General features: G+C 51.4%; 26 protein-coding genes, 3 tRNA genes and 1 pseudogene. 11 read left to right on the top strand and 19 right to left on the bottom strand.

The window, feature by feature from the left end:
* Nucleotides 1–8: 8 nt before the first annotated feature.
* Both RYZ59_RS00220 and ptsG read left to right on the top strand, forming a co-directional pair.
* Nucleotides 9–797, top strand: a complete 789-nt coding sequence (locus RYZ59_RS00220; RefSeq protein ID WP_318048724.1) for a metal-dependent hydrolase — start codon at nucleotides 9–11, stop codon at nucleotides 795–797.
* A 418-nt stretch (nucleotides 798–1,215) separates the two neighbouring features.
* On the top strand, nucleotides 1,216–2,649 hold the full coding sequence (gene ptsG / locus RYZ59_RS00215; protein ID WP_137383018.1) for a PTS glucose transporter subunit IIBC: 1,434 nt from the start codon (nucleotides 1,216–1,218) through the stop codon (nucleotides 2,647–2,649).
* A gap of 54 nt (nucleotides 2,650–2,703) precedes the next feature.
* On the opposite strand, the gene RYZ59_RS00210 is transcribed toward ptsG, so the two are convergent.
* The 4 genes from RYZ59_RS00210 to RYZ59_RS00195 all read right to left on the bottom strand — a co-directional run bounded on the left by RYZ59_RS00210 (nucleotide 2,704) and on the right by RYZ59_RS00195 (nucleotide 7,677).
* Complete coding sequence (locus RYZ59_RS00210) at nucleotides 2,704–4,482, bottom strand: aminopeptidase P family protein (RefSeq protein ID WP_318048722.1); 1,779 nt, start codon at nucleotides 4,480–4,482, stop codon at nucleotides 2,704–2,706.
* 15 nt (nucleotides 4,483–4,497) lie between these two features.
* Nucleotides 4,498–5,952, bottom strand: a complete 1,455-nt coding sequence (locus RYZ59_RS00205) for an AMP nucleosidase (RefSeq protein ID WP_005128994.1) — start codon at nucleotides 5,950–5,952, stop codon at nucleotides 4,498–4,500.
* Between the two features lie 118 nt (nucleotides 5,953–6,070).
* The gene (gene shiA / locus RYZ59_RS00200) at nucleotides 6,071–7,387 is read right to left on the bottom strand and encodes a shikimate transporter (protein ID WP_318048720.1); all 1,317 of its coding nucleotides are present in this window, start codon (nucleotides 7,385–7,387) and stop codon (nucleotides 6,071–6,073) included.
* A 214-nt stretch (nucleotides 7,388–7,601) separates the two neighbouring features.
* Nucleotides 7,602–7,677, bottom strand: a tRNA-Asn gene (locus RYZ59_RS00195).
* A 326-nt stretch (nucleotides 7,678–8,003) separates the two neighbouring features.
* On the opposite strand from RYZ59_RS00195, the gene nac reads away from it, so the two are divergent.
* Both nac and cbl read left to right on the top strand, forming a co-directional pair.
* Nucleotides 8,004–8,921, top strand: a complete 918-nt coding sequence (gene nac, locus RYZ59_RS00190) for a nitrogen assimilation transcriptional regulator NAC (protein ID WP_005127781.1) — start codon at nucleotides 8,004–8,006, stop codon at nucleotides 8,919–8,921.
* Between the two features lie 101 nt (nucleotides 8,922–9,022).
* Complete coding sequence (gene cbl, locus RYZ59_RS00185; protein WP_005127780.1) at nucleotides 9,023–9,973, top strand: HTH-type transcriptional regulator Cbl; 951 nt, start codon at nucleotides 9,023–9,025, stop codon at nucleotides 9,971–9,973.
* A 42-nt stretch (nucleotides 9,974–10,015) separates the two neighbouring features.
* On the opposite strand, the gene RYZ59_RS00180 is transcribed toward cbl, so the two are convergent.
* Nucleotides 10,016–10,091 (bottom strand) — tRNA-Asn (locus RYZ59_RS00180).
* A gap of 99 nt (nucleotides 10,092–10,190) precedes the next feature.
* Nucleotides 10,191–10,988 (bottom strand): DgsA anti-repressor MtfA, encoded by a 798-nt coding sequence (gene mtfA / locus RYZ59_RS00175; protein ID WP_137381513.1) that lies wholly within the window; start codon nucleotides 10,986–10,988, stop codon nucleotides 10,191–10,193.
* 93 nt (nucleotides 10,989–11,081) lie between these two features.
* On the opposite strand from mtfA, the gene RYZ59_RS00170 reads away from it, so the two are divergent.
* Nucleotides 11,082–11,171, top strand: a tRNA-Ser gene (locus RYZ59_RS00170).
* 170 nt (nucleotides 11,172–11,341) lie between these two features.
* On the opposite strand, the gene ompC is transcribed toward RYZ59_RS00170, so the two are convergent.
* Nucleotides 11,342–12,520, bottom strand: a complete 1,179-nt coding sequence (gene ompC, locus RYZ59_RS00165) for a porin OmpC (RefSeq protein WP_318048716.1) — start codon at nucleotides 12,518–12,520, stop codon at nucleotides 11,342–11,344.
* Between the two features lie 438 nt (nucleotides 12,521–12,958).
* Between ompC and RYZ59_RS00160 the strand changes: the two genes are divergently transcribed.
* From RYZ59_RS00160 to RYZ59_RS00150, 3 genes are all read left to right on the top strand, one after another.
* A complete protein-coding gene (locus RYZ59_RS00160) occupies nucleotides 12,959–13,654 on the top strand; it encodes a phosphohydrolase (RefSeq protein ID WP_318048714.1) in 696 nt (231 codons plus the stop codon).
* Between the two features lie 73 nt (nucleotides 13,655–13,727).
* Nucleotides 13,728–15,158 (top strand): DNA cytosine methyltransferase, encoded by a 1,431-nt coding sequence (locus tag RYZ59_RS00155; protein WP_411961628.1) that lies wholly within the window; start codon nucleotides 13,728–13,730, stop codon nucleotides 15,156–15,158.
* Complete coding sequence (locus RYZ59_RS00150) at nucleotides 15,139–15,606, top strand: very short patch repair endonuclease (protein WP_318048711.1); 468 nt, start codon at nucleotides 15,139–15,141, stop codon at nucleotides 15,604–15,606. The genes RYZ59_RS00155 and RYZ59_RS00150 overlap by 20 nt, the downstream gene beginning before the upstream one ends.
* Here the strand turns inward: RYZ59_RS00150 and yedA are convergent.
* Entirely contained in the window at nucleotides 15,598–16,518 is a 921-nt protein-coding gene (yedA, locus tag RYZ59_RS00145; protein WP_318048710.1) for a drug/metabolite exporter YedA, read from the bottom strand. The genes RYZ59_RS00150 and yedA overlap by 9 nt on opposite strands.
* Nucleotides 16,519–16,693: 175 nt before the next feature.
* On the opposite strand from yedA, the gene RYZ59_RS00140 reads away from it, so the two are divergent.
* Nucleotides 16,694–17,608, top strand: a complete 915-nt coding sequence (locus RYZ59_RS00140) for a DUF808 domain-containing protein (protein WP_170974345.1) — start codon at nucleotides 16,694–16,696, stop codon at nucleotides 17,606–17,608.
* 77 nt (nucleotides 17,609–17,685) lie between these two features.
* Nucleotides 17,686–17,868 carry a YodC family protein gene (locus tag RYZ59_RS00135; RefSeq protein WP_061068109.1) on the top strand — a complete coding sequence of 61 codons (183 nt, stop codon included), beginning with the start codon at nucleotides 17,686–17,688 and terminating at the stop codon, nucleotides 17,866–17,868.
* 206 nt (nucleotides 17,869–18,074) lie between these two features.
* Here RYZ59_RS00135 and yodD read toward each other — a convergent pair whose 3' ends face one another.
* Complete coding sequence (gene yodD, locus RYZ59_RS00130; RefSeq protein ID WP_137381521.1) at nucleotides 18,075–18,302, bottom strand: YodD family peroxide/acid resistance protein; 228 nt, start codon at nucleotides 18,300–18,302, stop codon at nucleotides 18,075–18,077.
* A gap of 162 nt (nucleotides 18,303–18,464) precedes the next feature.
* Between yodD and dsrB the strand changes: the two genes are divergently transcribed.
* On the top strand, nucleotides 18,465–18,653 hold the full coding sequence (dsrB, locus tag RYZ59_RS00125; protein WP_005127768.1) for a protein DsrB: 189 nt from the start codon (nucleotides 18,465–18,467) through the stop codon (nucleotides 18,651–18,653).
* Nucleotides 18,654–18,701: 48 nt separating this feature from the next.
* Here the strand turns inward: dsrB and rcsA are convergent, their stop codons facing one another.
* From rcsA to fliJ, 10 genes and pseudogenes are all read right to left on the bottom strand, one after another.
* Nucleotides 18,702–19,325, bottom strand: coding sequence for a transcriptional regulator RcsA (gene rcsA / locus RYZ59_RS00120; protein ID WP_048211304.1), 624 nt, complete (start codon nucleotides 19,323–19,325; stop codon nucleotides 18,702–18,704).
* Between the two features lie 280 nt (nucleotides 19,326–19,605).
* Nucleotides 19,606–20,398, bottom strand: a pseudogene (fliR, locus tag RYZ59_RS00115) (flagellar biosynthetic protein FliR); the annotation flags it as partial.
* Nucleotides 20,399–20,406: 8 nt separating this feature from the next.
* A complete protein-coding gene (fliQ, locus tag RYZ59_RS00110; protein WP_003030425.1) occupies nucleotides 20,407–20,676 on the bottom strand; it encodes a flagellar biosynthesis protein FliQ in 270 nt (89 codons plus the stop codon).
* Between the two features lie 9 nt (nucleotides 20,677–20,685).
* Complete coding sequence (gene fliP, locus RYZ59_RS00105) at nucleotides 20,686–21,423, bottom strand: flagellar type III secretion system pore protein FliP (protein WP_005127763.1); 738 nt, start codon at nucleotides 21,421–21,423, stop codon at nucleotides 20,686–20,688.
* Nucleotides 21,423–21,797 (bottom strand): flagellar biosynthetic protein FliO, encoded by a 375-nt coding sequence (gene fliO, locus RYZ59_RS00100; protein ID WP_318048704.1) that lies wholly within the window; start codon nucleotides 21,795–21,797, stop codon nucleotides 21,423–21,425. Before fliO ends, fliP begins: the two co-directional genes overlap by 1 nt.
* 2 nt (nucleotides 21,798–21,799) lie before the next feature.
* Nucleotides 21,800–22,213 (bottom strand): flagellar motor switch protein FliN, encoded by a 414-nt coding sequence (fliN, locus tag RYZ59_RS00095; protein ID WP_005127761.1) that lies wholly within the window; start codon nucleotides 22,211–22,213, stop codon nucleotides 21,800–21,802.
* Nucleotides 22,210–23,214: a flagellar motor switch protein FliM gene (fliM, locus tag RYZ59_RS00090; protein WP_003030434.1), complete on the bottom strand. Its 1,005-nt coding sequence runs from the start codon at nucleotides 23,212–23,214 to the stop codon at nucleotides 22,210–22,212. Before fliM ends, fliN begins: the two co-directional genes overlap by 4 nt.
* A 4-nt stretch (nucleotides 23,215–23,218) precedes the next feature.
* Entirely contained in the window at nucleotides 23,219–23,686 is a 468-nt protein-coding gene (gene fliL, locus RYZ59_RS00085) for a flagellar basal body-associated protein FliL (RefSeq protein ID WP_048211308.1), read from the bottom strand.
* A 104-nt stretch (nucleotides 23,687–23,790) separates the two neighbouring features.
* On the bottom strand, nucleotides 23,791–25,008 hold the full coding sequence (gene fliK / locus RYZ59_RS00080; RefSeq protein ID WP_318048700.1) for a flagellar hook length control protein FliK: 1,218 nt from the start codon (nucleotides 25,006–25,008) through the stop codon (nucleotides 23,791–23,793).
* Nucleotides 25,005–25,448 carry a flagellar export protein FliJ gene (gene fliJ / locus RYZ59_RS00075; protein WP_005127756.1) on the bottom strand — a complete coding sequence of 148 codons (444 nt, stop codon included), beginning with the start codon at nucleotides 25,446–25,448 and terminating at the stop codon, nucleotides 25,005–25,007. Before fliJ ends, fliK begins: the two co-directional genes overlap by 4 nt.
* Nucleotides 25,449–25,450 lie beyond the last annotated feature (2 nt).

The following is a 25,450-nucleotide window of genomic DNA, read 5'->3' as shown; positions in this document are numbered from 1 at the left end:
GAGACATTATGTTTTTAGTCGACTCACACTGCCATCTTGATGGCCTGGATTATCAATCTCTGCATAAGGACGTGGACGACGTGCTGGCGAAAGCGGCCGCACGCGATGTGAAATTCTGTCTTGCCGTCGCGACCACTCTGCCAGGATACCGCAGTATGCGCGAACTGGTCGGTGAGCGTGACAATGTTGTTTTCTCATGTGGCGTTCATCCGCTAAACCAGGATGAAACCTATGATGTCGAGGATTTACGTCGTTTTGCCGCCGAAGAGGGCGTAGTTGCGATGGGTGAAACGGGGTTAGACTATTTTTACACCCCGGAAACGAAAGTTCGCCAACAGGAATCATTCATCCACCACATCCAGATTGGCCGTGAGTTACACAAGCCGGTTATTGTTCATACCCGCGATGCGCGTGCCGATACGCTGTCGATTCTGCGCGAAGAAAAAGTGACGGATTGTGGCGGCGTACTACACTGTTTTACAGAGGACAGGGAAACTGCGGGTAAATTGCTGGATCTCGGATTTTATATTTCGTTTTCTGGCATCGTCACGTTCCGTAATGCCGAACAGCTTCGTGATGCTGCGCGTTATGTTCCGCTGGATCGTTTGTTAGTTGAGACTGATTCCCCATACCTTGCGCCCGTGCCGCATCGCGGAAAAGAGAATCAGCCAGCCATGGTTCGTGATGTCGCAGAGTACATGGCCGTATTGAAAGGTGTTGCCGTTGAAGAACTGGCGCAAATCACCACAGATAACTTTGCCCGCCTGTTTCACATCAACGCTTCTCGCCTGCAATAAGTCCGCTAACTGAGTTTTTTTAAAGCTCGTAATTAATAAATAAAGCGAGTAAAGTTCACCGCCATTAAATGGGCGGTGAATAACCAGTTGGAAACATTCAGATACTCATTTTATCGAAATGTGCGAGTTTTTCGGTCATCCACAGCTGAATTGTGATAGCCGTCAAACAAAAATGAACTGAATTATTTTACTCTGTGTAATAAATAAAGGGTACTTAGATACCCTGTCCACGGCGAGGTTCTCCCCCCTCGCCAATGCGTGAGAACGTAGAAATACACAATATCATGCAAGCTGCGTCACGATGGCAAGTGAGTGAATCGCCAGGGTAAGTCACTGGGGTGAATGAACGCAGCCAACGCCGAGGCGGTTTGCAGGATGAAGTGTATAAAAGCACAAATACTCAGGAGCACTCCTAATTATGTTTAAGAATGCATTTGCTAACCTGCAAAAGGTCGGTAAATCGCTGATGCTGCCGGTATCCGTACTCCCGATTGCAGGTATCCTGCTGGGTGTCGGTTCCGCTAACTTCAGCTGGCTGCCAGCCGTTGTATCGCACGTAATGGCAGAAGCAGGCGGTTCTGTTTTTGCGAACATGCCGCTGATTTTCGCTATCGGTGTTGCGTTAGGCTTCACCAACAACGACGGTGTATCTGCTCTGGCATCAGTTGTTGCCTACGGCATCATGGTCAAGACCATGGCTGTTGTTGCGCCGCTGGTTCTGCATTTACCTGCTGAAGAGATCACAGCGAAACACCTGGCAGATACGGGTGTTCTCGGGGGGATTATCTCCGGTGCGATCGCAGCGTATATGTTCAACCGCTTCTACCGAATCAAATTGCCTGAGTACCTCGGCTTCTTTGCCGGTAAGCGCTTTGTTCCTATTATTTCTGGTCTGGCTGCCATCTTCACGGGTGTGGTCCTGTCCTTCATTTGGCCGCCGATCGGTACTGCTATTCAGACGTTCTCCCAGTGGGCGGCGTACCAGAACCCAGTCGTTGCATTCGGTATCTATGGTTTCATCGAACGCTGCCTGGTGCCGTTTGGTCTGCACCATATCTGGAACGTTCCATTCCAGATGCAGATCGGTGAATACACCAACGCTGCGGGTCAGGTATTCCACGGCGACATCCCTCGCTATATGGCAGGTGACCCGACTGCGGGCAAACTGTCCGGTGGCTTCCTGTTTAAAATGTACGGTCTGCCTGCTGCTGCTATTGCAATCTGGCACTCTGCTAAACCGGAAAACCGCGCGAAAGTGGGCGGTATCATGATCTCCGCTGCGTTGACCTCGTTCCTGACCGGTATCACTGAGCCGATCGAGTTCTCCTTCATGTTCGTGGCACCGATCCTGTACATCATCCACGCGATCCTGGCTGGCCTGGCATTCCCAATCTGTATTCTGCTGGGTATGCGTGACGGTACATCGTTCTCCCACGGTCTGATCGATTTTATCGTTCTGTCCGGTAACAGCAGCAAGTTGTGGTTGTTCCCGATTGTCGGCATCGGTTATGCGATCGTGTACTACACCATTTTCCGTGTGTTGATCAAAGCGCTGGACCTGAAAACGCCGGGTCGTGAAGATGCGACTGAAGACAACAAAGCGGGCGCGACTGGCGAAATGGCTCCGGCCCTGGTTGCCGCGTTCGGCGGTAAAGAAAACATCACTAACCTCGATGCGTGCATCACGCGTCTGCGCGTCAGCGTTGCTGATGTTGCCAAAGTGGATCAGGCTGGCCTGAAGAAACTGGGTGCGGCGGGCGTTGTGGTCGCGGGTTCTGGTGTTCAGGCGATCTTCGGTACCAAGTCCGATAACCTGAAAACTGAAATGGATGAGTACATCCGTAACAGCTAAGCAGTAAGATGTTGGGGAGAACTAAGGCAGCCTGCGGGCTGCCTTTTTTATGCCTTAATTAGCCTGAACGCGAATCGGCGCCGTCGCAGCGAACAGCCACGGGCGTGCGTCGCTGCCCACGCGTGGTGATAGCGTTTCTCTTACTTGTTGATGATAATCATCAATCCACTGTTTCTCTGCATCACTCAGCAAATGCAATTCAACAAGGTTCAGATCGATGGGGACCAGCGTCAGGCTAGAGAAGCGGCAAAAACCGGGTCGGCTATTGATAATCTCCACCTGATTTTCAATACGGACCCCATATTGCCCAGCCAGATAATAGCCCGGTTCGATGGTGATAATGTTACCTGCCACCAGAGGCCAGGGATTTACTTTCTTCGCAATGCGGTGCGGCTGCTCGTGGATCAACAACTGATGTCCGACACCGTGGCCGGTGCCATGATCGTAATCCAGGCCCAGTTCCCAAAGTGCCCGACGGCTAAATGCATCCAGTTGATGCCCCTGAGTACCACTCGGAAATTGCAGTGTGATCAGCGATAAAAACCCTTTCAGCACGGCGGTGTAATGCAGTCGTCGCTGCGGATCCTGTGGGCCAAAGGCGAGTGTTCTTGTTGTATCCGTAGTACCATTTTGATACTGGCCGCCGGAATCATTCAGGTACATTGCCTGTGTGGTGATGGGCGTGTTTGTTTTCTCGCTGGAATGGTAATGGCACATCGCCGCATTGCTGGCAGAGGCGGAAATAGTACTGAAACTTTGCTCTATAAATCCTGGCTGCTGCTGGCGAAACGCCAGCTGTTTGGCTTGTGCTTCCAGTTCAGTGACGGGGTTACCTGCTGCCTCACGCAGCGGGACCTCATGCGCCAGCCAGGCCAGAAAGTTTACCCATGCGGCGCCATCCTGTTCATGGCATTCCCGATACCCTGCCAGTTCAACATCATTTTTATGAGCTTTAATCAATGTGATGGGATCGGGGGCCCAGAGAACCTCTCCCCCGTTTTGTTCAATAGCGAACCGCAGCGCGACTGGCGCATAGTCTTTATCAACCAGGAAACGCTTTCCTTGGGCAAGTTGCTGGCAGCGAGGGAGAAAGTTTTCTTGCGGGGCCAGCGTGACCGTCTCCAGCAATGAGGCAGGCAGCTGCTGCGTCTTATTATTATCAACAAACCACTCCAGTTCGCCGCTGCGGTGGAGCAGGGCAAACGAAAAAGGAACCGGAACCATCGCAAGATCGGCTCCACGGACATTGAGTAACCAGGCGATGTTATCCGGCAGCGTGATCGCCAGCACGTCGGCTTGACGCTGAGTCAGTTGCTCTACTATTCGTTCGCGCTTATGTGTGCTGCTTTCGCCGCTTATCTCAACGGGCATTTCACGAATAACACCACAGGGGGCGGCTGGACGGTCGAGCCAGATCTGGTCGAAGGGATCGCGTTCCATCGGAACCAGTTTGCAGTGAGTGGCCGACAGTGCTTCAAATTGGCTGTTGACCATCAGCAGAGGTTCAAAGCCGATACGCGCACCAGAGGTGGCGTAAGCCTGCAAGTAGTCGGCCAGAGGTTCATCGTGCAAATGATGGATTTCAAAATCATCGAGTGAGACTTCGTTACGCACCTGGACCTGATAGCGCCCATCGACAAACATCAGCGCGCGATCGCGAAGTACCAATGCAAGGCCTGCGGAACCGCTAAAGCCGGTGAGCCAGGCCAGTTTATTGTCGTGCGGTGTGCAATCTTCGCTCTGATGCGCATCGGCGCGGGGGACAATCATGCCATCCAGTCCCTGCGCTAACAGCAGACTGCGCAGGGCGGAAAGGGGAGTTGAGTTGTGCATAGTTACCTTCAGGCCTTAACGGAACGGCGGTTCGTTGAATGTACGTAATTTGCGGGAGTGCAGCCGATCGCCTTCGGCACGCAGTCGGTCGATAGCCCGGATGCCAATTTGCAGGTGCTCAGAAATGGCCCCTTCATAAAAACGGTTGGCCTGACCTGGCAGTTTGATCTCGCCATGCAGTGGTTTGTCGGAAACACACAGCAACGTGCCATAAGGGACGCGGAAGCGGTAGCCCTGGGCTGCAATGGTGGCACTCTCCATATCAATAGCGACGGCACGACTGAGGTTAAAACGCAGCGCAGAAGCGGAATAGCGCAATTCCCAGTTACGGTCGTCGGTGGTGACGACGGTGCCGGTACGCAGCCGCTGTTTAACCTCTTCACCTGGCATGCCGCTGACTTCTTTGGTGGCGTCATACAGTGCGCGCTGAACTTCGGCGATGCTGGGAATCGGAATATCCGGCGGCAGTACGGCATCCAGTACATGGTCGTCGCGCAGATAGGCATGAGCCAGAACATAATCACCAATTGCCTGACTTTCGCGCAGCCCACCACAGTGGCCAATCATCAACCAGACGTCAGGACGCAGCACGGCCAGATGATCGCAAATGGTTTTGGCGTTAGAGGGGCCGACGCCGATATTAACCAGCGTGATCCCCTGACCGTCGGCGGTAATTAAATGCCAGGCGGGCATCTGGTGTTTTTTCCACGCCAGATCGGAGATGGCCTCTTCCGGTGCTTCGGTTTCCGCGGTGATCCAGATCCCGCCCGCGCATGACAGCGCGATATACGGGCTGTCCGGGTCGAGGATTTGGCTGCAGCCCCAGCGCACGAACTCATCAACGTAGCGGGTGTAGTTGGTGAACAGCACAAAGGGTTGAAAGTGTTCAACCGGCGTTCCCGTGTAGTGACGCAGTCGCGCCAGCGAGAAATCAACCCGACGGGCGTCGAAGTGCGACAGCGGAGAAAACTCTGCCGGATGGTAGGTTCCATCTGCCGTTTCGTCACCAATTTGTGAGAGTTCGGTAGTCGGGAAATGGCGCGTTAGCCCGGCACTCATCGAACGATCAAGCGTTAACTCAGAACCGTCAATCACATACGGATAGGGAATTTCATGCTGTGATGGCTCGACAGAAATATGCGCATCATAATCCTGATACAGCAGCGTCAGTTGTTCTTCAAGATAAGGGCGAAAAAGCGACGGGCGGGTGATGGTTGTGGTATAGCAGCCTGCATGGGTAAAACGTCCGTATGCGCGCGTTTTCGGTGGGTTTGTGGCGCTGCCATCCCAGGTGACACAAAGCGATGGGTAAACAAAAAGACCGTTTTGGCGGGCGATGTCGTCAGGGAGCGTCCCTGTTTCAATATACTTACCAATGGCGCTACGCAGAGCCTTTACCGACTGCTCGTACAGCGCGTCCAGTTTATCCAGCGCCTGAGCGGGTGTCAGGCTGGAGCCCTTATTGTTCATGTCTGTCTCCTTGTTCCACAGATGTACTGCTCTCCCGATAGTATGTCACAGGAATGTGAAACAAAAGTCAGACGTTGAGGAAGATTATGCGAAGACCCGATGGCCTTCGCATAAAGGTTTACGCGTGTTGCTTATCTCTCATCAGCATTGCGGTGACGGCCGAAATAAGGCATCCGGCCATCAGGTAAATGGCAACGCTGTGCCAGTCGCCACCGGAGAAAGTCACCAATGCAGCGGCAATAAAAGGCGTAAAACCACCGCCGACAACGCTGGCAACCTGATAACCCACCCCCGCGCCACTGTAGCGATAGCTTGCGCCAAACAGGCCGGTAAACATAGGCTGCTGTACGCAGACCACCATATCGTGCGCAATGTTAGCCAGCATAATCGCGAAGAACACTATCCAGAAGATGGACTGCGCTTCCAGGGCCATGAAGAACGGGAAGGCGCTGAGTGTACCGACCAGCGCACCGGTAATATAGACGCGCCGACGGCCAAAGCGATCGGCAAGCCAGGCAAAACAGGGGATGGTCAAACAACTCAGCCCACCCACCAGTAACCCGATATTCAGAAACAGTTCGCGCGGCAGCCCCAGGTTTTGTGTGGAGTAGTTGAGAGCAAACGCGGTGACGATGTACATCGTCAGGAGCTCGCACAGACGCAGGGCGATAATTTTTAGAAATGCCCCGGGGTGACGGGTGAGCGCCTCGATAACCGGCAGTCGCTTTTTCACCGGTTGGGGTTCCTGTTTTTGCTGTTCGAATTCAGCCGATTCATCCATTCTGTTGCGCATCCACAGCGCGCCCAGAACCAGCACAATGCTGAACAGGAACGGAATACGCCAGCCCCAGCTCAGGAACTGCTCATCGGTTGTTTGCGAGCTAATCAACGACACCAGCCCCGTAGAGAGCAGTAGCCCGACGCCGTAACCGACCTGAACGCCGCTACTGTAGAAGGCTTTTTTATTTTTCGGGGCACTTTCAACAGAGAGTAATGCCGCGCCACCCCACTCGCCGCCAACGGCGAAACCCTGGATGGCACGTAGCGTCACCAGCAGGACAGGTGCCCACCAGCCGATGGTGTCGAAAGAGGGAATGATACCAATCAGTGCAGTGGCAATCCCCATCATCCAGACGGTAAGCATCAACATACGTTTGCGGCCCAGGCGATCGCCGAAGTGGCCGAAGATTACTCCGCCTAACGGACGGAACAAAAATCCGACGCCAAAGGTGGCAAATGCGGCAAGTGTACCCATCGCCGGGCTAACCTGGGGAAAAAACTCGCGGTTGAATACCAGCGCGGCGGTGATGCCATAAAGCAGAAAATCATACCAGTCGACCACGGCCCCCGCGAAGCTGCCGAGTGCGGCGCGTCGGGCACGGTTAAGCGATGAGGTGTCCTGCTGGGGACCCGTGGAGGTGAGGGTGGAATCCATAGTTATCCTGTCTGTACTGTTTTTTAATTATTAGTATTGGAGTTAGGTTACGCACATTGCAGTCGAGATATAAACGACTGTAATGAGACTACCGCGACAGACGCGAAGATAAAACGATTTTATCCCTTACGGGAGGGCAAGATGAAAAATAAGACGATTGAAGAAATTAATAAGCAAAAAGCCTGCTTAGTTTCCTAAGCAGGCTTCTTAAATTTGGCTCCTCTGACTGGACTCGAACCAGTGACATACGGATTAACAGTCCGCCGTTCTACCGACTGAACTACAGAGGAATCGTGTGAACGAGGCGCATATTAGCGAGGGTGATGGGGGTTGTCAAAGGGGTAAACGAAATTGTGTGTTCGTTTGCTGACAAATTCAACAAAGCGGCGATCTTTCATGCTTTTTAGACATTTGCCCCATTCTGGTGCGTGTCTACCTCTTGTGGGGCAGCCTGGAAAAAGGCGGAATCAGTAGACGCTATCATTTTCCTGCGCCATCCCTTACTTAACGGGAGCTTAACATTAAATACTCGTCTACAGATGAAACTGGCAAGCATCTTGCAATCCTGAGTTTCATGACTGCCAGCATGGGTTCTGGTATTCCGACAGGAGGCAAAATGAACTTCAGACGACTGAAATACTTCGTAAAAATCGTCGATATTGGTAGCCTGACCCAGGCAGCGGAAGTATTGCATATCGCTCAACCCGCGCTGAGCCAGCAGGTTGCTACGCTGGAGGGGGAACTGGATCAACAGTTGTTGATCCGCACCAAACGCGGGGTGACGCCGACGGAAGCGGGGAAAGTGCTGTATACGCACGCCCGGACGATATTACGTCAGTGTGAGCAGGCGCAGCTTGCGGTCAATAATGTAGGGCAGACCCTGAGTGGACACGTCTCTATTGGCCTGGCGCCTGGCACGGCGGCATCATCAATTACCATGCCGTTATTACAGACCGTTCGCGCCGAGCTGCCCGATGTACTGGTCTATTTGCATGAAAACAGCGGGGCGGTGCTGAACGATAAACTGCTCAGTGGTCAATTAGATATGGCGGTGCTCTACGAGCGCTCGCCGATCGCGGGTATTTCCAGCCAACCGTTACTCAAAGAGGACCTTTTCCTGGTGGGGACGCGCGAATGTCCTGGGCCGAGTGTCGATTTAACGGCGGTCGCGCAGATGAATTTGTTTCTGCCACGGGATTACAGTGCGGTTCGCCTCCGTGTTGACGAAGCCTTCTCACTGCGCCGCTTAACGGCGAAAGTAATAGGTGAAATTGATTCTATCTCCACCCTAACGGCCGCGATTGCCAGCGGTATGGGGGTGACAGTCTTACCTGAATCGGCGGCCCGGGCATTATGCCATGCCGCGAATGGCTGGATGGCGCGGATTACAACGCCCTCCATGAATCTGCCCCTCTCCCTTAACATGTCAGCCAGAGGCAGTTTGACACCACAGGCTCAGGCGGTGAAAGAGATCCTGTTGTCGCTGGTTAGCCGCCCGGCTCTGGAAAATCGGGAGCTACAGCTGGTGAGTTAGACCTTATTCCAGCCAGGAATAAGATGCCGGTTTTTATTATTTGTTATGCCGGGCATCAGACTTTAACAATAGCGTAATGTCTGATGTACCCGGAGCGAAAAGTGAATTTCCAGCAACTTAAAATAATCCGCGAGGCGGCCCGTCAGGATTACAACCTGACGGAAGTCGCGAATATTCTTTATACCTCGCAGTCGGGGGTAAGTCGGCATATTCGTGAACTTGAAGATGAACTTGGCATCGAAATTTTTATTCGCCGTGGTAAGCGTTTACTTGGCATGACCGAACCGGGGAAGGCGTTGCTGGTGATCGCTGAGCGTATTCTTAATGAAGCCAGCAATGTTCGCCGACTGGCGGACCTGTTTACCAATGACACGTCTGGTGTGCTGACCATTGCGACCACACACACGCAGGCACGCTATAGTCTGCCTGCGGTGATCAAGGCATTTCGTGAACTCTTCCCGGAGGTTCGCCTGGAGCTTATCCAGGGGACACCGCAAGAAATTGACGTTCTTCTGCAAAATGGTGGCGCTGACATTGGTATTGCCAGTGAACGACTCAGCAGCGATCCGCTGTTGGTGGCGTTTCCCTGGTTTCGTTGGCAGCACAGCCTGCTCGTTCCACACGATCATCCATTAGTTAAGGCTTCCCCGCTTACGCTTGAGTCTATTGCTCACTGGCCGCTCATTACCTATCGGCAGGGTATTACGGGGCGCTCACGTATTGATGAGGCATTTGCGCGTAAAGGGTTGGTGCCGGATATTATCCTCAGTGCACAGGACTCGGATGTGATTAAAACGTATGTAGCGCTGGGGCTGGGAATCGGGCTGGTGGCGGAGCAATCCAGTGGCGAGCAGGAGGAGGGGACGTTAACCCGCCTTGATACCCGGCATTTATTTGATGCGAACACCGTTTGGCTGGGGCTCAAACGCGGTCAGTTGCAGCGCAATTACGTCTGGCGATTTATCGAGCTATGCAACGCAGGTTTATCTGTGGAAGAGATTAAACGCCAGGCAATGGAGCCTGATGAAGTGATGATTGATTATCAGATATAAAGCAAAAATCCTGCTTAGTTTCCTAAGCAGGCTTCTTAAATTTGGCTCCTCTGACTGGACTCGAACCAGTGACATACGGATTAACAGTCCGCCGTTCTACCGACTGAACTACAGAGGAATCGTGTGAACGAGGCGCATATTACTGACCTCACCATGACGTGTCAACAGTAAAATTAATACGTCATATCAATTGGTTAATTAATCTTCAAATTCAGTATTAATGCACATTTGATGAGCGAAAATGGTCTTCTTCCTGGCTATCGCGCAACCGAAGCATTGGGTTCTGGCGATAGAACTGGAAAAAACGTTGCCACAATGCCGGAAAACGCGGTGCAAACAACTCAGGGGCGCTGAAGAAATACTCGGATAATACCGCAAAGCATTCTGCAGGATCGGTTGCTGCATAGGCGTCTATACTGCAGGCCGTTTCACCCACCAGATCGATTTCATCCTGGATGTTGTTCATCGCGGCATGGAGATCGTGCTCCCAGTTCGCAATTTCCCTTAGCGGGATAGCCGGAACGCCGCTGGCGCGATCGCCATTACGCATATCAAGTTTATGCGCCACTTCATGAATAATCAGATTAAAACCGGAAGCATCGAAGGAATCCTGGATATCAAGCCAGTTCAGGATCACTGGACCCTGTTGCCAGCTTTGGCCTGACTGAACAATCCGTTGATTGTGCACCAGCCCAATATCATCTTCCCATTCGTCATCCACGACAAACGGGGCAGGGTAAATGAGGACTTCATGAAAACCATCGAGCCACTCGATGCCTAACTCCAGAACAGGCAAACAGAAAAGTAGAGCAATTCGTGCACTTTTCAGTGCGTCCAGTTCAAATCCTTGTAGTGCAACCAATCTTTTTTGCTGTAAAAAACGCTCGGCCAGGGCAATAAGCCTGGCTTGTTCTTGTTCAGTAAGATTCACCAGAAGAGGAATTGCCAGGGCATCATCCCAGGGCCAGTCATCATTCCGGGCTGTTTCTTGCTCTTTCCAGGGCCACTTAATCATCGTTTTGCTCGCAAACTCGTCACTTGAACGAAATTGACGGAACTGGGTCTGTTAAAATGCCAAATTACCTGGCATCATGGCAACCACCAGAACGGAGAGATGCCAGAGCGGCTGAATGGACCGGTCTCGAAAACCGGAGTAGGGGCAACTCTACCGGGGGTTCAAATCCCCCTCTCTCCGCCACTATTCAAACACTTGCACGCCTTGCTTTCAACGACAGCAGTCACGGATGTTTTTTTCTTTGAGTATCCTCACAAGTTTGTCGTTCTATTGCCTTCGCGACATAAAAATCCGCTTCAAATAAACAAAAAGCCCGCTTCATATGAAGCAGGCCTGATACGTCTTGTGCAAAATTAGAACTGGTAGACTAAACCAACGGCAACAATATCGTCAGTTGCGATGCCATTGCTTTCATAGAAGCTGTCATCTTTATCCAGCAGGTTGATTTTGTAGTCAGCATAGGTGGACATGTTTTTGTTGAAGTAATAAGTCACACCGACATCAACATATTTTACCAGGTCTTTGTCGACGTAACGCCAATTACCATGACTGACTCTCTGACCGCCTAAATCACTGCCTTTGGACTGCAGGTAAGATACGGACGGACGCAGACCGTAATCGAACTGGTACTGAGCCACAACTTCAAAGTTTTGCGTTTTGTTTGCGATACCGCCATTGTCTTCGCCATTACCGCCGCCGTAATAGGTCATGTTGCGGGTTTCTGCATACATCGCTGCCAGATAAATATCATTGGCATCATATTTCGCACCAATGGTCCAGGCTTCAGCTTTATCACCGCCAGCATAGTTGTTACGGCTATTAATGCCATCGTTGTAACCGCGAGCGACCTGATTATCGGTACGGTCAGATGAAGAATACGCCGCGCCGAGGCTTAAACCAAAGTCGAAGTCATAGGAGGTAGACATACCAAACCCGTCGCCATTTTCGCGAGCCAGTTTACGGTCACCACCGTTGCCAGTACCTTCGCCTGAACCTGGGTTTTCATTATTACCCTGATACTGCAGAGCGAAGTTCAGACCGTCAACCAGACCAAAGAAGCCGTGGTTACGATAAGTGGCAACACCGTTGGTACGGCCTGTCATATAAACGTCGGTCTGGGTGTAGGTATCGCCACCGAATTCTGGCAGCATATCGGTCCACGCTTCTACGTCGTATACCACGCCATAGTTACGACCGTAATCGAAGGTGCCATATTCGCCAAAGCCTAAACCGGCGAAGCCCAGACGGGTCCACGCGTTTGCGCCTTCACCTTCGGTGCTGTTGGCCTGAACGTTATATTCCCACTGGCCGTAACCCGTCAGCGTGCTATTAATCTGCGTTTCGCCTTTGAAGCCAACACGAACGTAAGTCTGGTCGCCATCACTGCCCGCATCATCAGAGAAATAATGCAAGCCGTCTACTTTACCGTACAGATCTAATTTATTGCCGTTCTTATTATAGATTTCAGCTGCATTTGCCGCGCTGGCCGCTAATAACGCGGGGACAATAATCGCCAATACTTTTCTTTTCATTATGTATTCCCTTTTGATAATAATTCATATGAATATGTAGTACATCCAAAAACTACATTTTGATACTATCTATGAAGTTCATTTAATTTAAAACATAACATGTAATAATTGTATATAAAGAATTTCTAAATGTTTCAATGGTGATTTAATATAATATAGATGTATAATTTATAAAATTATATTTGAAAAACAAATGTATATTTATCATGATCTTATGCATTATGTTTATATATTTATTGAACGTATTAAATTAGTGTGGTTTATGTGTTTTGGTGGAGTGTTTAATTAATGGATGGTTTGATTTTCCGCACTAAAAACTGAAGGGTTATTATATGAAAAGAGATTCAAACATTTTTAATGATGATGAATCTGAGACTGGCAGTGGCCTGTGATGAAAATTGTTGCTAAGGTGGTTTTCTTTCTGCACAGAGAGTTAGCGTGGAACTACAACACTGGCAGTCACAATTTGAATCATGGCTGCGTGAGAATCTTGCAGGGCAAGATGCCGCCCATGACATCTTTCATTTTCGCCGCGTGTGGATGACATCGCAAAAGCTGAGTACTGATGCTGATATTGACTGGCTGGTCGTACTGACCGCGTGCTATTTCCACGATCTTGTTAGCTTACCGAAAAATCATCCGGAACGTCATCGTTCATCGGTACTGGCTGCACAGGAAACCTGTCGTGTACTGTCACAGGACTTCCCTGAGTTTCCTCAGGTTCGGCTGCATGCGGTGAGTCACGCTATTGCCGCGCACAGTTTTAGCGCAAAAATTACGCCCACTACCCTTGAAGCCAAAATCGTTCAGGATGCCGATCGACTTGAGGCGCTCGGTGCTATCGGTCTGGCGCGCGTGTTCGCCGTTTCTGGCTCGCTGGGTGTGGCATTGTTTGATGCGGAAGATCCGTTTGCCCGGCAGCGCAACCTGGATGATAAACAGTACGCGCTTGATCATTTCCAGACCAAACTGCTGACGTTGCCACTGACAATGCAAACTGAACAAGGGCGGCATCTGGCGCAGCATAATGCTGACTTCTTATTGACGTATATGGCGAAACTCAGCGCAGAATTAAAAGGAGAATATGAAATGTTGGATCTTGCGGCGATTCAACCCCTTAAAGCATATCAGTAGTCGTCATTGCTGAAACGTCAATTGCACCAATTTATGTTAACCTGTCGACTATCCATTTCGGCCGGTTAAACGTATGCAGGATAATTTTTCAGTAGCAGGCTCCATGAAACCGATGACAGATGATACCGGGGTTACCGTTCAGGTGATTTTGGCTAAGTTGCTTGAAATATACGATGTGAAAACGCTGGTTGCTCATCTTAATGGCGTCGGCGAAAACCACTGGAGTCCGGCCATCTTTAAGCGTGTGGTCGCCAATCAAACATGGCATCGCCTTAGCGATCGTGAGTTTGCTCACCTGTATTCTTTACTCCCGACGCCCCCTGCACATCATCCGCATTATGCCTTTCGGTTTATCGACCTTTTTGCCGGGATAGGTGGGATTCGCCGCGGTTTTGACGCGATAGGCGGGCAATGTGTGTTTACCAGTGAATGGAATAAACATGCTGTTCGCACCTATAAAGCGAACAACTATTGCTCTCCTGAGCAGCACCATTTTAATGAAGATATTCGCGATATCACCCTTAGCCATCATGAGGGGGTGAGTGACGAGCAGGCTGCGGAGCATATTCGTCAACACGTTCCCGAGCATGATGTCCTGCTGGCCGGCTTCCCTTGCCAGCCATTTTCGCTGGCGGGTGTATCAAAGAAAAACGCGTTAGGGCGCGCCCACGGTTTTGCCTGTGATACGCAAGGCACGCTTTTTTTTGACGTGGTGCGAATTATCGACGCACGGCGACCGGCTATATTTGTGCTCGAAAACGTCAAAAATCTAAAAAGTCATGACCAGGGAAAAACCTTTCGCATCATCATGCAAACGCTGGATGCACTGGGCTATGACGTGGCGGATGCAGCAGATAATGGCCCGGATGATCCGAAGATTATCGATGGGCAACATTTTTTACCCCAGCATCGCGAACGTATCGTGCTCGTCGGTTTTCGGCGGGACCTGAACCTGAAGTCAGACTTTACGTTGCGCGATATTGTCAGCCGCTACCCTCAGCGTCGAACGACGCTCGCAGAGCTGCTTGAACCGACCGTTGATGCGAAATATGTGCTGACACCGGTCTTGTGGAAATACTTGTATCGCTATGCGAAAAAACATCAGGCACGGGGCAATGGGTTTGGCTACGGTATGGTCTATCCCGGCAACCCCAATAGCGTAACGCGTACATTATCTGCACGTTACTATAAGGATGGGGCAGAAATTTTGATTGACCGTGGCTGGGATATGGCGCTGGGGGAACAGGATTTCGATGATCCCGCCAATCAGCGACACCGTCCTCGTCGATTAACGCCAAGAGAGTGCGCTCGCCTGATGGGGTTTGAGTCTCCTCAGGGTTACCAGTTTCGTATTCCGGTATCCGATACCCAGGCTTACCGCCAGTTCGGTAATTCGGTGGTCGTCCCGGCGTTTGCAGCGGTAGCCAAACTGCTGGAGCCGAAGATCAAACAGGCTGTTGTGCTCCGTGAGAAAGAACAGCAACATGGCAGACGTTCACGATAAGGCGACACGCAGTAAAAATATGCGGGCGATAGGGACCCGCGATACGGCGATCGAAAAACGTCTGGCCGACATCCTGACGGAGCAGGGGGTAACGTTTCGCGCGCAGGATGCCACGTTGCCCGGTCGCCCCGATTTTGTAGTGGATGACTATCGCTGCGTTCTCTTTACCCACGGCTGTTTCTGGCATCAGCACAACTGCTATCTCTTTAAAGTCCCGGCAACCCGCACGGCGTTCTGGCTGGAGAAGATAGGAAAAAACGTGGTACGTGATAAGCGGGACTGCGAAAAATTACAGGCGTTGGGATGGCGGGTCTTGATTGTCTGGGAATGCGCCCTGCGTGGGCGTGAGAAACTGGGTAACGAGGCGCTGTCTGAACGGGTTATCGAGTGGATCTGCGGCGGCGGTGCCACCGCGCAGATCGACACTCAGGGCATTCATTTACTGTAACGACTTTTCCGATGGGGCTGCAACCGCGTCCGCTTTGACAGGGAATAAGTATTTCCCCAGCGTCACCAATACTACGGCAAAAACAATGACCCCGAGCGCCAGCCACTCGATCAACGCCAGGCTTTCACCTCCCAGACCCGTACCTAACAGAACCGCCACTAACGGGTTGACGTAGGCATAGCTGGTGGCTAACGCCGGGCTTACATTACGGATAAGGAACATATAAGCGTTAATCGCAATTATTGAGCCGAACAGGGCGAGGTATGCCACCGCCATAAAACCGGAGAAGGTTGGCATCGCGGTCAGCTTTTCTCCACTGAGCAGCGATGCGCACATCAGCACAATACCCGCGGCTAACATTTCAATAGCACCGGCCATCATGCCAACGGGCAAGGTAATGCGTGAGCCGTACACGGAGCCAAACGCCCAGCTCATTGAACCAATCAGGATTAGTACCGCCCCCCAGGGATTACCACTTAAGTTACCGCCGCTGTTAAGCATGATGATCCCGGCGAGTCCAATTGCGATCCCCATCCATTCCAGTTTGCGTGTTTTGATGCCAAAAAAGTGACTAAAGCACAGGGTAAACAGCGGGACGGTAGCAACCACCACAGCGGCAATGCCGGAAGGGACGTTTTGATGTTCTGCGACGGTAACGAGGCCATTGCCTACCGCCAATAGCAGGATACCAATCAGTGCAGCATTCAGGAGCGGGCGCAGTGGTGGCAGCTTATGCCCGCGAATAAGTAAAAATGCGGTTAATAAAATGCCCGCAGAGAGAAAGCGCACGCCAGCCATCATCAATGGTGGCCAACTTTCAACACCAATGCGAATAACGAAGTACGTGGAACCCCAAATGATATACAGCGCGAAGAGCGCACTGAAAAGTGGTAACAATTGCCTGAAACGCATAATCCCTCACGGTGGAAATAAAAAGGTGCAACATAGTAAACGTCAAAACTATCATGCTGGCGAGATTTATAATTGCCTGCCGTTGTTAAATATTTGTTGACCAGAAAGGTCTGTTTCAGCATGGCGTGTTTTACTTCATACTTATGACGGCAAAAAAATAATATTGAGGGTTAAAATTTTGGCAGGAAGTAGCTTACTCACCTTGCTTGATGACATCGCCACGCTTCTGGACGATATCTCTGTGATGGGAAAACTGGCCGCGAAAAAAACGGCGGGTGTGCTGGGAGACGATTTGTCGCTTAACGCGCAACAGGTATCGGGCGTGCGGGCGAACCGCGAGCTTCCGGTGGTCTGGAGTGTGGCCAAAGGATCTTTCGTCAACAAAGTTATCCTGGTGCCGCTGGCGCTATTGATCAGCGCTTTTATTCCATGGGCGATCACGCCCTTATTGATGATTGGTGGGGCGTTCCTCTGTTTTGAGGGGGTAGAAAAAGTGCTTCACACCCTGGAAGCGCGAAAACACCAGGAAACGGCGGAAGAACGACAGCAACGTCTGACCTCTCTTGCCGCACAGGACCCGCTGACGTTTGAGAAAGATAAAATCAAAGGGGCGGTACGTACCGACTTTATTTTATCTGCGGAGATTGTGGCCATTACGTTGGGTATTGTGGCGGATGCGCCGTTGTTGAATCAGGTACTGGTTTTGTCGGGTATTGCTTTGGTGGTGACCGTTGGCGTGTATGGTCTGGTCGGCATTATTGTGAAGCTCGATGATATTGGCTATTGGCTGGCAGAAAAGCGCAGCGCACTTGCTCAGGCGCTGGGTAAGGGATTACTGGTGGTGGCTCCCTGGCTCATGAAATCACTTTCCGTGGTTGGCACGCTGGCGATGTTTTTAGTCGGCGGCGGCATTGTGGTACACGGCATAGCACCGCTGCATCATGCGATTGAGCACTTTGCCCAACAGCAGAGTTCATTCATTGCTCTGATGCTTCCGACCCTGCTTAACCTGGTGCTCGGCTTTATTATTGGTGGGATCGTGGTGATGCTGGTAAACCTGGTTGCCAGGTTACGCGGAGTTTCGCACTAATTGTCGCGTGCCAGATTACGCAAAACGTCTCTTTGTCGTCTAAGGTGAAAAGGTTTCTCTTGATACAGGAGGCGGGTATGGTCTTTTCTGTCAGTGAGGAAGTCACCGCGAAAGAGGGTGGCCCACGCATGATCGTTACCGGGTATGCCAGCGGAATGGTGGAGTGCCGCTGGTATGACGGTTTTGGCGTCAAACGGGAGGCATTTCGTGAAGATGAACTGGTTCCTGGTGAACGCAGTCCGCTACGCCAGGATGCCTGAATACTGCAGGCTGGCGTAACCAGGTGATCTCTCAACCATTAGTTATATTTATCATTTTGGTGAGAATTATTTACTTGTCAGGCAAAAAAATTGCAGATAAGGTTGGTTTCGCATCAGATTTCCTGGTGTAACGAATTTTCAAGTGCTTCTTGCATAAGCAAGCTTGATCCCGACCCGATAAGGGCCGGGATTTTTTTCGCCCAAAGTCAGCGATTGATCTCCGTCACGCTAAAATCATGGATATCAAGCTCGAACGCGTCGGCCAGCTCATGCCATGTATGATAATCCCGGCCATCAACGCTGACGCGATCGGGGTCATCATGGCTGCGGTGAATTTCGCTCTCGCAGATTTCGTTGATAGCTTTCAATAGCGCGTCTACATCGACGCTGACTTCACGTTTGGCCGTATCGCTGTACTCTTTCGCGGTTTTCATCCTCATACCTCTCAACCGTTAAGGATACCGGGGCACGTATCAGAATCTCTGATGCGTACAAGTTAAGTATAGACCGTCGAGAAAACCCGCAATCACGCGAGCAGGGCGCTGCCAGGAAAAGGAATTTGTTCTACACTTGCACAAAGCCACAGGAGGAAAACGATGAAGGTGAATGATCGGGTTACAGTCAAAACGGACGGTGGGCCGCGTCGGCCAGGCCGGGTACTGGCGATTGAAGAGTTTAGTGAAGGCACCATGTACCTGGTTTCTCTGGAAGACTACCCGCTCGGTATCTGGTTCTTTAATGAGTCAGGCCATCAGGATGGGATCTTTGTGGAAAAAGTGGAGTAATCCAGGCGCTGATTCTGACTGGTGGCGAACCCCACCAGTCAGAACGTCCTAACGCATATTCACAAAGATACCATTGGTGACGTTATCCGTGAGTCGTACAACGTGATAGATAACTTGCTTATTATGTGTCTTGATCTTTCGTTTTATATTCCCCTTATGGGATGAGACTGTCTTCGCCTTGATATTCATTTGATCGGATATCTGTATTGTTCCCTGACCGGCCATCCACATACGTAGCATGCTGGATTCGGTGCGGCTTAATGATAGCGTTGGCAGGTTCACATCAATGACAATATCCACTTCCTTTTTCAGAATATCGCCAAGAAGTTCATCCAGTGAATCTGGTTTAATCGACTTAGAGCTGATTAATAAATTTTTTCTTACTAAGAGATACTCATCAAAATGGACATTGGCAATCGCCATAAATACAATAAATAAAGTGCTGGGATGTTGATTAATGATTTGCTTAATTCGCTGGCTGTTATCCGGATCGTGAATAAAGCAGTCTTCATTAATAAACACCACAGACGGCTGCAGTGAGACACAGGCGACGCTGAGTTCATCAACGCTTGAAATATCGTTGATTTCCCTTTTCTTCACCCCCCGACTTACCAGATATCCGGTCAACCCTAGCCGGGTGTAACTGCATAAATCCATAATAATCGTTGACATGGCATACCCTCACTCAATGCGTAACGATAATTCCCCTTACCTGATTATTTCATCACAACTAAACGGAATAATAACGACCCAATATGACGCTTTCGCTGTTTTCAGGCGAATTTACTATCCCGTAAAGTTGCGTATAATTTGCTAGGAAACATCTTAAAGTAAAGTAAATGTTGCGTTATGTGAGTGAGGCAAAAACAAATAAACCGCGACAGCGTTATCCTGGTGGATGTTGCCCGTATTTAAATTTAGGACAATCCTTAGTAAAACAGGATAAAAAATAAGGGTTATTATTTTGAAGGCATTTCACTGATGATGTCAGCCAGCAAATTAAAAATCTCACTGAATAAGCGCTCACAGAAGGGGGAAATTAATGGCATTAGCGCGGCCATTAATGAAATACCCACGGTCAGGGTGAGTGGGAAACCAATGACAAATATCGATAGCTGTGGCGCCATACGGTTTAACAAACCGAGTGCGAGGTTGAGTGTGAGCAGCAGCGTCATCACCGGCAGAGCCAGCATCAGGCCATTGAGGAAGATGAGTCCCCCCGCCCGCGCCAGCGCGAGAAAGGCATTGCTATTCACCGGATGGCCGCCGATAGGCAGAGTATGGAAGGTATCCACCAACAGTGAGATAAGCCACAAGTGACCATTAAAGGTGAGGAACAACAGCATCGCCAGCAAATCTATCAGACGTGCCAGAACGGGCATATTCAGGCGGCTGCCCGGGTCGAAGAAGGTTGCAAAGGAGAGACCCATTTGCAGCCCGATGATTTCCCCGGCGGTACGCACTGCGGCAAACGCAAATTGCATGGTGAACCCTAACGCGATGCCGATCAGGATTTGCTGCATCGCCTGCCATATCGCGCCGACAGAAAAGATAGGCACGTTTACCGGGGGAAGCAGCGGCGCGATAACCATGGTAATCATCAACCCCAGCCCCAGTTTTACTCGCTTGGGGATGGCGCGTTCGCTGAGTATCGGCGCCGTTGAAATGAGCGCCAGTATGCGCAGTAGGGGCCAGAAGTAAAGATTCAGCCAGTGGAGCCAATCAACGCTGGTCACCTGCAACATAGCGTCGTTTACCCGATGATGTAGGGGATATTGCTGAACAGCGTACGCACGTAGTCGAGCAGCAAGTTAAGCATCCACGGACCGGCAACGATGATGGCAATAAAGACCGCGACAATTTTCGGAATGAAGGACAGCGTCATTTCGTTAATCTGGGTTGCCGCCTGCAGGATACTGATGATAAGACCCGTGACGAGGGCAACCAGCAACAAAGGCGCGGCAAGGGCAAGGGCAACTTTCATCGCCTCAGTGCCCATCATCATGACCGATTCAGGAGTCATTTCGCGCCTCTAACTGTAAAAGCTTTGTGCAAGTGAGCCGACAAGCAACTGCCAACCGTCAACCAGCACAAACAGCATCAGCTTGAATGGGAGTGCAATGGTAGCTGGTGGCACCATCATCATCCCGAGCGCCATCAGGACGCTGGCGATGACCAGATCGATTATCAGAAATGGAATGAAAATGGTAAAACCTATCTGGAATGCCGTTTTCAACTCACTGGTGACATAAGCCGGCAGCAAAATGCGCATCGGCACTGCTTCAGGTCCCTGTAACGGGCCGCTGTTTGCCAGACGGGCGAACAGGGCCAGATCGGCTTCGCGGGTCTGACGCAGCATAAATTCACGCAACGGCTGTGCGCCTTTCTCCATGGCTTCCTGCATGGAGATCTTCTCTTCGCTGAAGGGTTGATACGCATCAACGTAGATTTTGTCGATCACCGGCGACATGATGAAGAAAGTCAAAAACAGCGCCAGTCCAAGTAAAACCTGGTTCGGCGGTGCTGACGGTGTTCCCAGCGCATTACGTAACAGACCAAAAACGATGATGATACGGGTGAAGCTGGTCATCATCAGCAAAATAGCCGGCAGGAACGTCAGCGAGGTGATAAACACCAGCGTTTGGACGGGCAACGTCCAGCTTTGTCCGCCACCGGGCAGCGGTTGGCTAACCAGACCCGGTAGTTGGGCCAGGGCCGCAGGGCTGAAAAGCCACAAACCTGTCAGCGTGAGGGATAACAAACGGCGCATCAGGATCTCCCAGGACGCTTCAGCAAACTCTTCATCATGGCCTGGAAATCCGCAGGGGAGGCCGCTTTTTCTTCTGCACCGGCAGGTGCCGGGGGGAGGGTATGCAAAACGTTGATCTGCGACGCTGTAACGCCCAGCACCAGACGCGCGTCTTCGACCTCAACAATCACCACCCGCTCACGTGGGCCCAATGAGGTACTGGCCGAAACTTTCAGGCCACGCGTACTGACGCTTTTGGGGGCAAATCCCAGGCGCTTAATCAGCCAGGCGGCGCCCAGGATCAATACAATGATCCCCAGCAGCGCGCCGCTGACCTGCACTAACGGTGAACCGGGTACAGCAGCGGGCTGAGTGACGGTGGTCTGGGTATTCATCGTTAACGGCTCAGACGACGCATACGTTCAGATGGGGTAATAATGTCAGTAATACGGACACCGTATTTATCTGCAACTACCACAACTTCACCCTGAGCAATCAAATAACCGTTGATCAGAATATCCAGCGGCTCGCCCGCCAGACCGTCTAGCGCGACAACCGAGCCCTGCGTCAGGCGCAGCAGTTCTTTGATGGTCATGCGGGTGCGGCCCAATTCGACGGTCAGCTTGACCGGAATATCCATGATCAGGTCGATATCCTGCAGCGCACCGCTGACGTCGCCGCCACCTAACTGCTGGAATACCGCATCGGCCGCACTTTTGGTGGTCGTTGTTTTTTGCTCGTTTAACGCGTCAGCCCACAGATCGTCCAATGCACCAGTGTTCTCATCGGACGGATTATTCATGTCACTCATTTGGGCTGTTCCTCATTCAGCGAATTCAAAATCGGGTTTATCAAATGTTCTACGCGTAACGCGTACTGACCATTTACGGTGCCATATTGGCTGGTCAGCACAGGTACGCCGTCCACATGAGCAATAATGCGGTCGGGTTTTTCAATCGGCAGTACATCGCCGGGTTTCAGCTTCAAAATCTGGGACAGCCGCAGCGGAATGTCAGCAAAGTTTGCAACCAGTTCCAGCTCAGAATGCTGAACCTGACGCACCAGATTATTGCGCCAGTTCTGATCTTCATTACGCGAGTTTTCCAGCGGCGGGTTTACCAGCAGTTCGCGCAACGGTTCAATCATGCTGAATGGCAGACAGATGTTAAATTCACCGGTCAGGTTGCCGATTTCAACGTGGAACGGGGTGTTCACCACGATGTCGTTCGGGGAGGTGGTGATATTGGTAAACTTCACCTGCATCTCGGAACGGACATATTCCACTTCCAGCGGGTTGATAGCCTTCCACGCGTCGCTGTAGCTTTCCAGCGCCAGTTTCAGCATGCGGTTGATTACGCGTTGTTCAGTGTGCGTAAATTCACGGCCTTCGACTTTCGTCGGGAAACGACCATCACCGCCGAACAGGTTATCTACGGCGATAAACACCAGACTCGGTGAGAACACCACCAGACCTGTCCCGCGTAGCGGTTTCAGGTGGATTAAGTTCAGGTTGGTCGGAACCGGTAAGTTACGCGCAAACTCGTGGTATGGCTGGATACGGATCGCACCCACGGTAATATCCGGGCTGCGGCGTAGCAGGTTAAATAACCCCATACGGAACTGGCGCGCAAAGCGTTCGTTAATGATCTCCAGCGCCTGCAAACGCTCACGAACGACGCGGCGCTGAGTGTTGGGATCATAAGGACGAATATCGCTTTCTTTTGCGATACCGGAAATGGGTTCGTCTTTAGTTTCGCTATCGCCGTTAAGCAATGCGTCGATTTCAGCCTGAGAAAGAATACTGTCGCCCATGTCTTTACCGCAGAATAAAAGCTGTATAAAGAACGTCGGTGACAACCTGTTTCGGCTGCCCGACAACGAGCGGAGTCGCGAGCGTCTCTTTGATAGCGGCAATCAGCTGCTGTTTGCCTTCTTCTGTTGCGAGCGTGGCTGCGTTCTGGCGAGAGAACAATAACAGCAGACGGCTGCGCACTTCTGGCAGATATTCGTTAAGACGCGAGCGTGTCGCCTCGTCTTTCATGCGCAGTGTGATACCGATATACAGCACGCGATCCGCATCACCTAAATTGACGGTAAACGTATCCAGTGCAAAGAACACTGGGGCAGGCGGTGGAGCCGGTTCCGCTTTTACGCTGGCGGACGGCTGCTGCTGCATACGCCAGTAGCTATAGCCAGCAGTAGCGAGGGCGGCGAGCGTAATTAACACCAGCAGAGGGATCCAAATAGCGCGTTTACTCTTTTTGTTAATCGCGGAGTCAGTCATCAGATACGGGCTTCCTGTTTCGGTACAGCTTATAGGCTGATTATCCCGTGTCCTGACCACGACAAAGCGTGGAAAAGACGCGGATAATCATGCTACCTCTGGCGTTAGGCGAAGATGTCTACTGCACCATCACCGCGAGCCGCGGCTTGCAGTGCAGCAGGTGTGGCCAGAACGGCATCATCTTCGGGAGCAAAAATATCTTGTCCATGCGCACGCCCAGCCTGTTGTTGCTGTGAAGACGACTGTTGCTGACCGGCGAAACTTTCGCTGCTGATACTACTTTGCCCCAGTTGGATCCCGCTTTCAGCCAACTGCGTGCGCAGCATGGGTAATGCCGCTTCCAGCGCCGCGCGAACGTGGCTATGAGGCGAGACCATTTGCAGTTGCGCCATGTTGTCATCGAGCTTGAGGGAAATCTGTACTTGTCCCAGATCCTGCGGATGCAAGCGCAATTCCGCACTTTGCTGGCCCTGGCGGGTGAACAGCGTGACGTGTTGACTCAGTGATTGCTGCCATTCATGGCTTCCCAGCGGGGCACTCAATACCGGTGCCGCGGCTGTTGGTAACGGCTGCGCATGTGTCTGTGTGCCAGCCAGCGGAGCTATTGTTGCGCCAACGCTGGTTGGTGACGGTGAACTTTCAATCTCCGCGCGCGTTGCTGCCGCTGTCGTTAATGGGGTTAAACCCGCATTGTTGGTCTGATCTGCGCCACTGGCATGCATCGCTGTCTCTGCTTTACCTTTTTTCCCTTCGCCGGTCAGTAATTCACTGGCGCTATCGGCAGTCGTGTTGGGGGTATTACCACGTAACAGTACCGACAGCGTCGCATCCGCCGGTGCTGGAGTAGCATCAACAGCCGGAGTGGTTACCTGTTGCCCCGGCAGCATAGCGAACAGCGCACTCAGGTTGGCGAGATCGTCATCGCTCAGACGGGCTGTTTTTTCATCCTGCTGTGCGGTTTTGCCCAGTGTTGTCAGAGCATTGACCTTCAGTGACGGCGTGAGCGCAGACAGCAACTGTTGTGCATCAGTCAGGTCGGTCAGCGACGTCCCGGTTTGGACCTCTTCTTGCGCCAGCAGGTCGGCTAATTTTACCGTCTGCGCGGTATCACCATTCTTTTGCAATAACCCTTTTTGCAGTTTGCTGCCTGCGGCCTGTAAATCGGCCAGCGATAGCGGGGCGTCTTTACCCTGTGCATCGCCTGCACCTAATGCACCTGCCAGCAACGCTAAAAAATCCTCAGGGGAATCTACCGCTTTGCCTGACTGAAGACCTGCGGCTACGTCGGTCTCGGTGGTAATCAGTTGGGGTAACGTAATCATTCGGGTTTCCTCATAGCTGCACGCTGAGCAAATTCATCCATTTTTTTCTGATCCAGGCGGTTTTCAGCCAGTAATGCGGCTGTGGTTTGCCTGTCCTGCAGAGTCTGCCATGCCTGCAGTCGCTGCTTTTTATCGCGCCAACTGCTCAACGCCTGGTCTACTTTCTGCGTCCATTGGTTGAGTTGTTGGCGATGTTGCTCAATCGCTTTTTCCAGCGTCTGAATAAATTGTTGATAGTTAATCCAGCGATTACTGGTAATGCCCTGACCCATATCGCTATTAAGGTTGTTGCGATATTCATGCTGATAATCGATCAGCATCTTCAACTGCTCTTCCGCCTGCTGACATCCGCGGCGCATCTCGCCTAATAAGATAGCTGCGTCATCGACTTCTTTTTCAGCCAGGTCTTTAAGTGTTGCCAGCGCACCATGTTGTGCCATGA

It is taken from the genome of Citrobacter sp. HN-141 (assembly GCF_033341895.1).
In the GTDB taxonomy this organism is placed as follows: domain Bacteria; phylum Pseudomonadota; class Gammaproteobacteria; order Enterobacterales; family Enterobacteriaceae; genus Citrobacter.
The sequence above is the reverse complement of the archived record's forward strand: the minus strand, read 5'-3'. Positions and strand labels throughout refer to the sequence as shown.

Excerpts from the sequence above, each read along its gene's own strand:
- RYZ59_RS00220 (WP_318048724.1), top strand. The coding sequence starts at position 9 with ATGTTTTTAGTCGACTCACACTGCCATCTTGATGGCCTGGATTATCAA.
- ptsG (WP_137383018.1), top strand. The coding sequence starts at position 1,216 with ATGTTTAAGAATGCATTTGCTAACCTGCAAAAGGTCGGTAAATCGCTG.
- RYZ59_RS00210 (WP_318048722.1), bottom strand. The coding sequence starts at position 4,482 with ATGCACAACTCAACTCCCCTTTCCGCCCTGCGCAGTCTGCTGTTAGCG.
- RYZ59_RS00205 (WP_005128994.1), bottom strand. The coding sequence starts at position 5,952 with ATGAACAATAAGGGCTCCAGCCTGACACCCGCTCAGGCGCTGGATAAA.
- shiA (WP_318048720.1), bottom strand. The coding sequence starts at position 7,387 with ATGGATTCCACCCTCACCTCCACGGGTCCCCAGCAGGACACCTCATCG.
- nac (WP_005127781.1), top strand. The coding sequence starts at position 8,004 with ATGAACTTCAGACGACTGAAATACTTCGTAAAAATCGTCGATATTGGT.
- mtfA (WP_137381513.1), bottom strand. The coding sequence starts at position 10,988 with ATGATTAAGTGGCCCTGGAAAGAGCAAGAAACAGCCCGGAATGATGAC.
- ompC (WP_318048716.1), bottom strand. The coding sequence starts at position 12,520 with ATGAAAAGAAAAGTATTGGCGATTATTGTCCCCGCGTTATTAGCGGCC.
- RYZ59_RS00155 (WP_411961628.1), top strand. The coding sequence starts at position 13,728 with ATGCAGGATAATTTTTCAGTAGCAGGCTCCATGAAACCGATGACAGAT.
- RYZ59_RS00150 (WP_318048711.1), top strand. The coding sequence starts at position 15,139 with ATGGCAGACGTTCACGATAAGGCGACACGCAGTAAAAATATGCGGGCG.
- yedA (WP_318048710.1), bottom strand. The coding sequence starts at position 16,518 with ATGCGTTTCAGGCAATTGTTACCACTTTTCAGTGCGCTCTTCGCGCTG.
- RYZ59_RS00135 (WP_061068109.1), top strand. The coding sequence starts at position 17,686 with ATGGTCTTTTCTGTCAGTGAGGAAGTCACCGCGAAAGAGGGTGGCCCA.
- yodD (WP_137381521.1), bottom strand. The coding sequence starts at position 18,302 with ATGAAAACCGCGAAAGAGTACAGCGATACGGCCAAACGTGAAGTCAGC.
- dsrB (WP_005127768.1), top strand. The coding sequence starts at position 18,465 with ATGAAGGTGAATGATCGGGTTACAGTCAAAACGGACGGTGGGCCGCGT.
- rcsA (WP_048211304.1), bottom strand. The coding sequence starts at position 19,325 with ATGTCAACGATTATTATGGATTTATGCAGTTACACCCGGCTAGGGTTG.
- fliQ (WP_003030425.1), bottom strand. The coding sequence starts at position 20,676 with ATGACTCCTGAATCGGTCATGATGATGGGCACTGAGGCGATGAAAGTT.
- fliP (WP_005127763.1), bottom strand. The coding sequence starts at position 21,423 with ATGCGCCGTTTGTTATCCCTCACGCTGACAGGTTTGTGGCTTTTCAGC.
- fliO (WP_318048704.1), bottom strand. The coding sequence starts at position 21,797 with ATGAATACCCAGACCACCGTCACTCAGCCCGCTGCTGTACCCGGTTCA.
- fliN (WP_005127761.1), bottom strand. The coding sequence starts at position 22,213 with ATGAGTGACATGAATAATCCGTCCGATGAGAACACTGGTGCATTGGAC.
- fliM (WP_003030434.1), bottom strand. The coding sequence starts at position 23,214 with ATGGGCGACAGTATTCTTTCTCAGGCTGAAATCGACGCATTGCTTAAC.
- fliL (WP_048211308.1), bottom strand. The coding sequence starts at position 23,686 with ATGACTGACTCCGCGATTAACAAAAAGAGTAAACGCGCTATTTGGATC.
- fliK (WP_318048700.1), bottom strand. The coding sequence starts at position 25,008 with ATGATTACGTTACCCCAACTGATTACCACCGAGACCGACGTAGCCGCA.
- fliJ (WP_005127756.1), bottom strand. The coding sequence starts at position 25,448 with ATGGCACAACATGGTGCGCTGGCAACACTTAAAGACCTGGCTGAAAAA.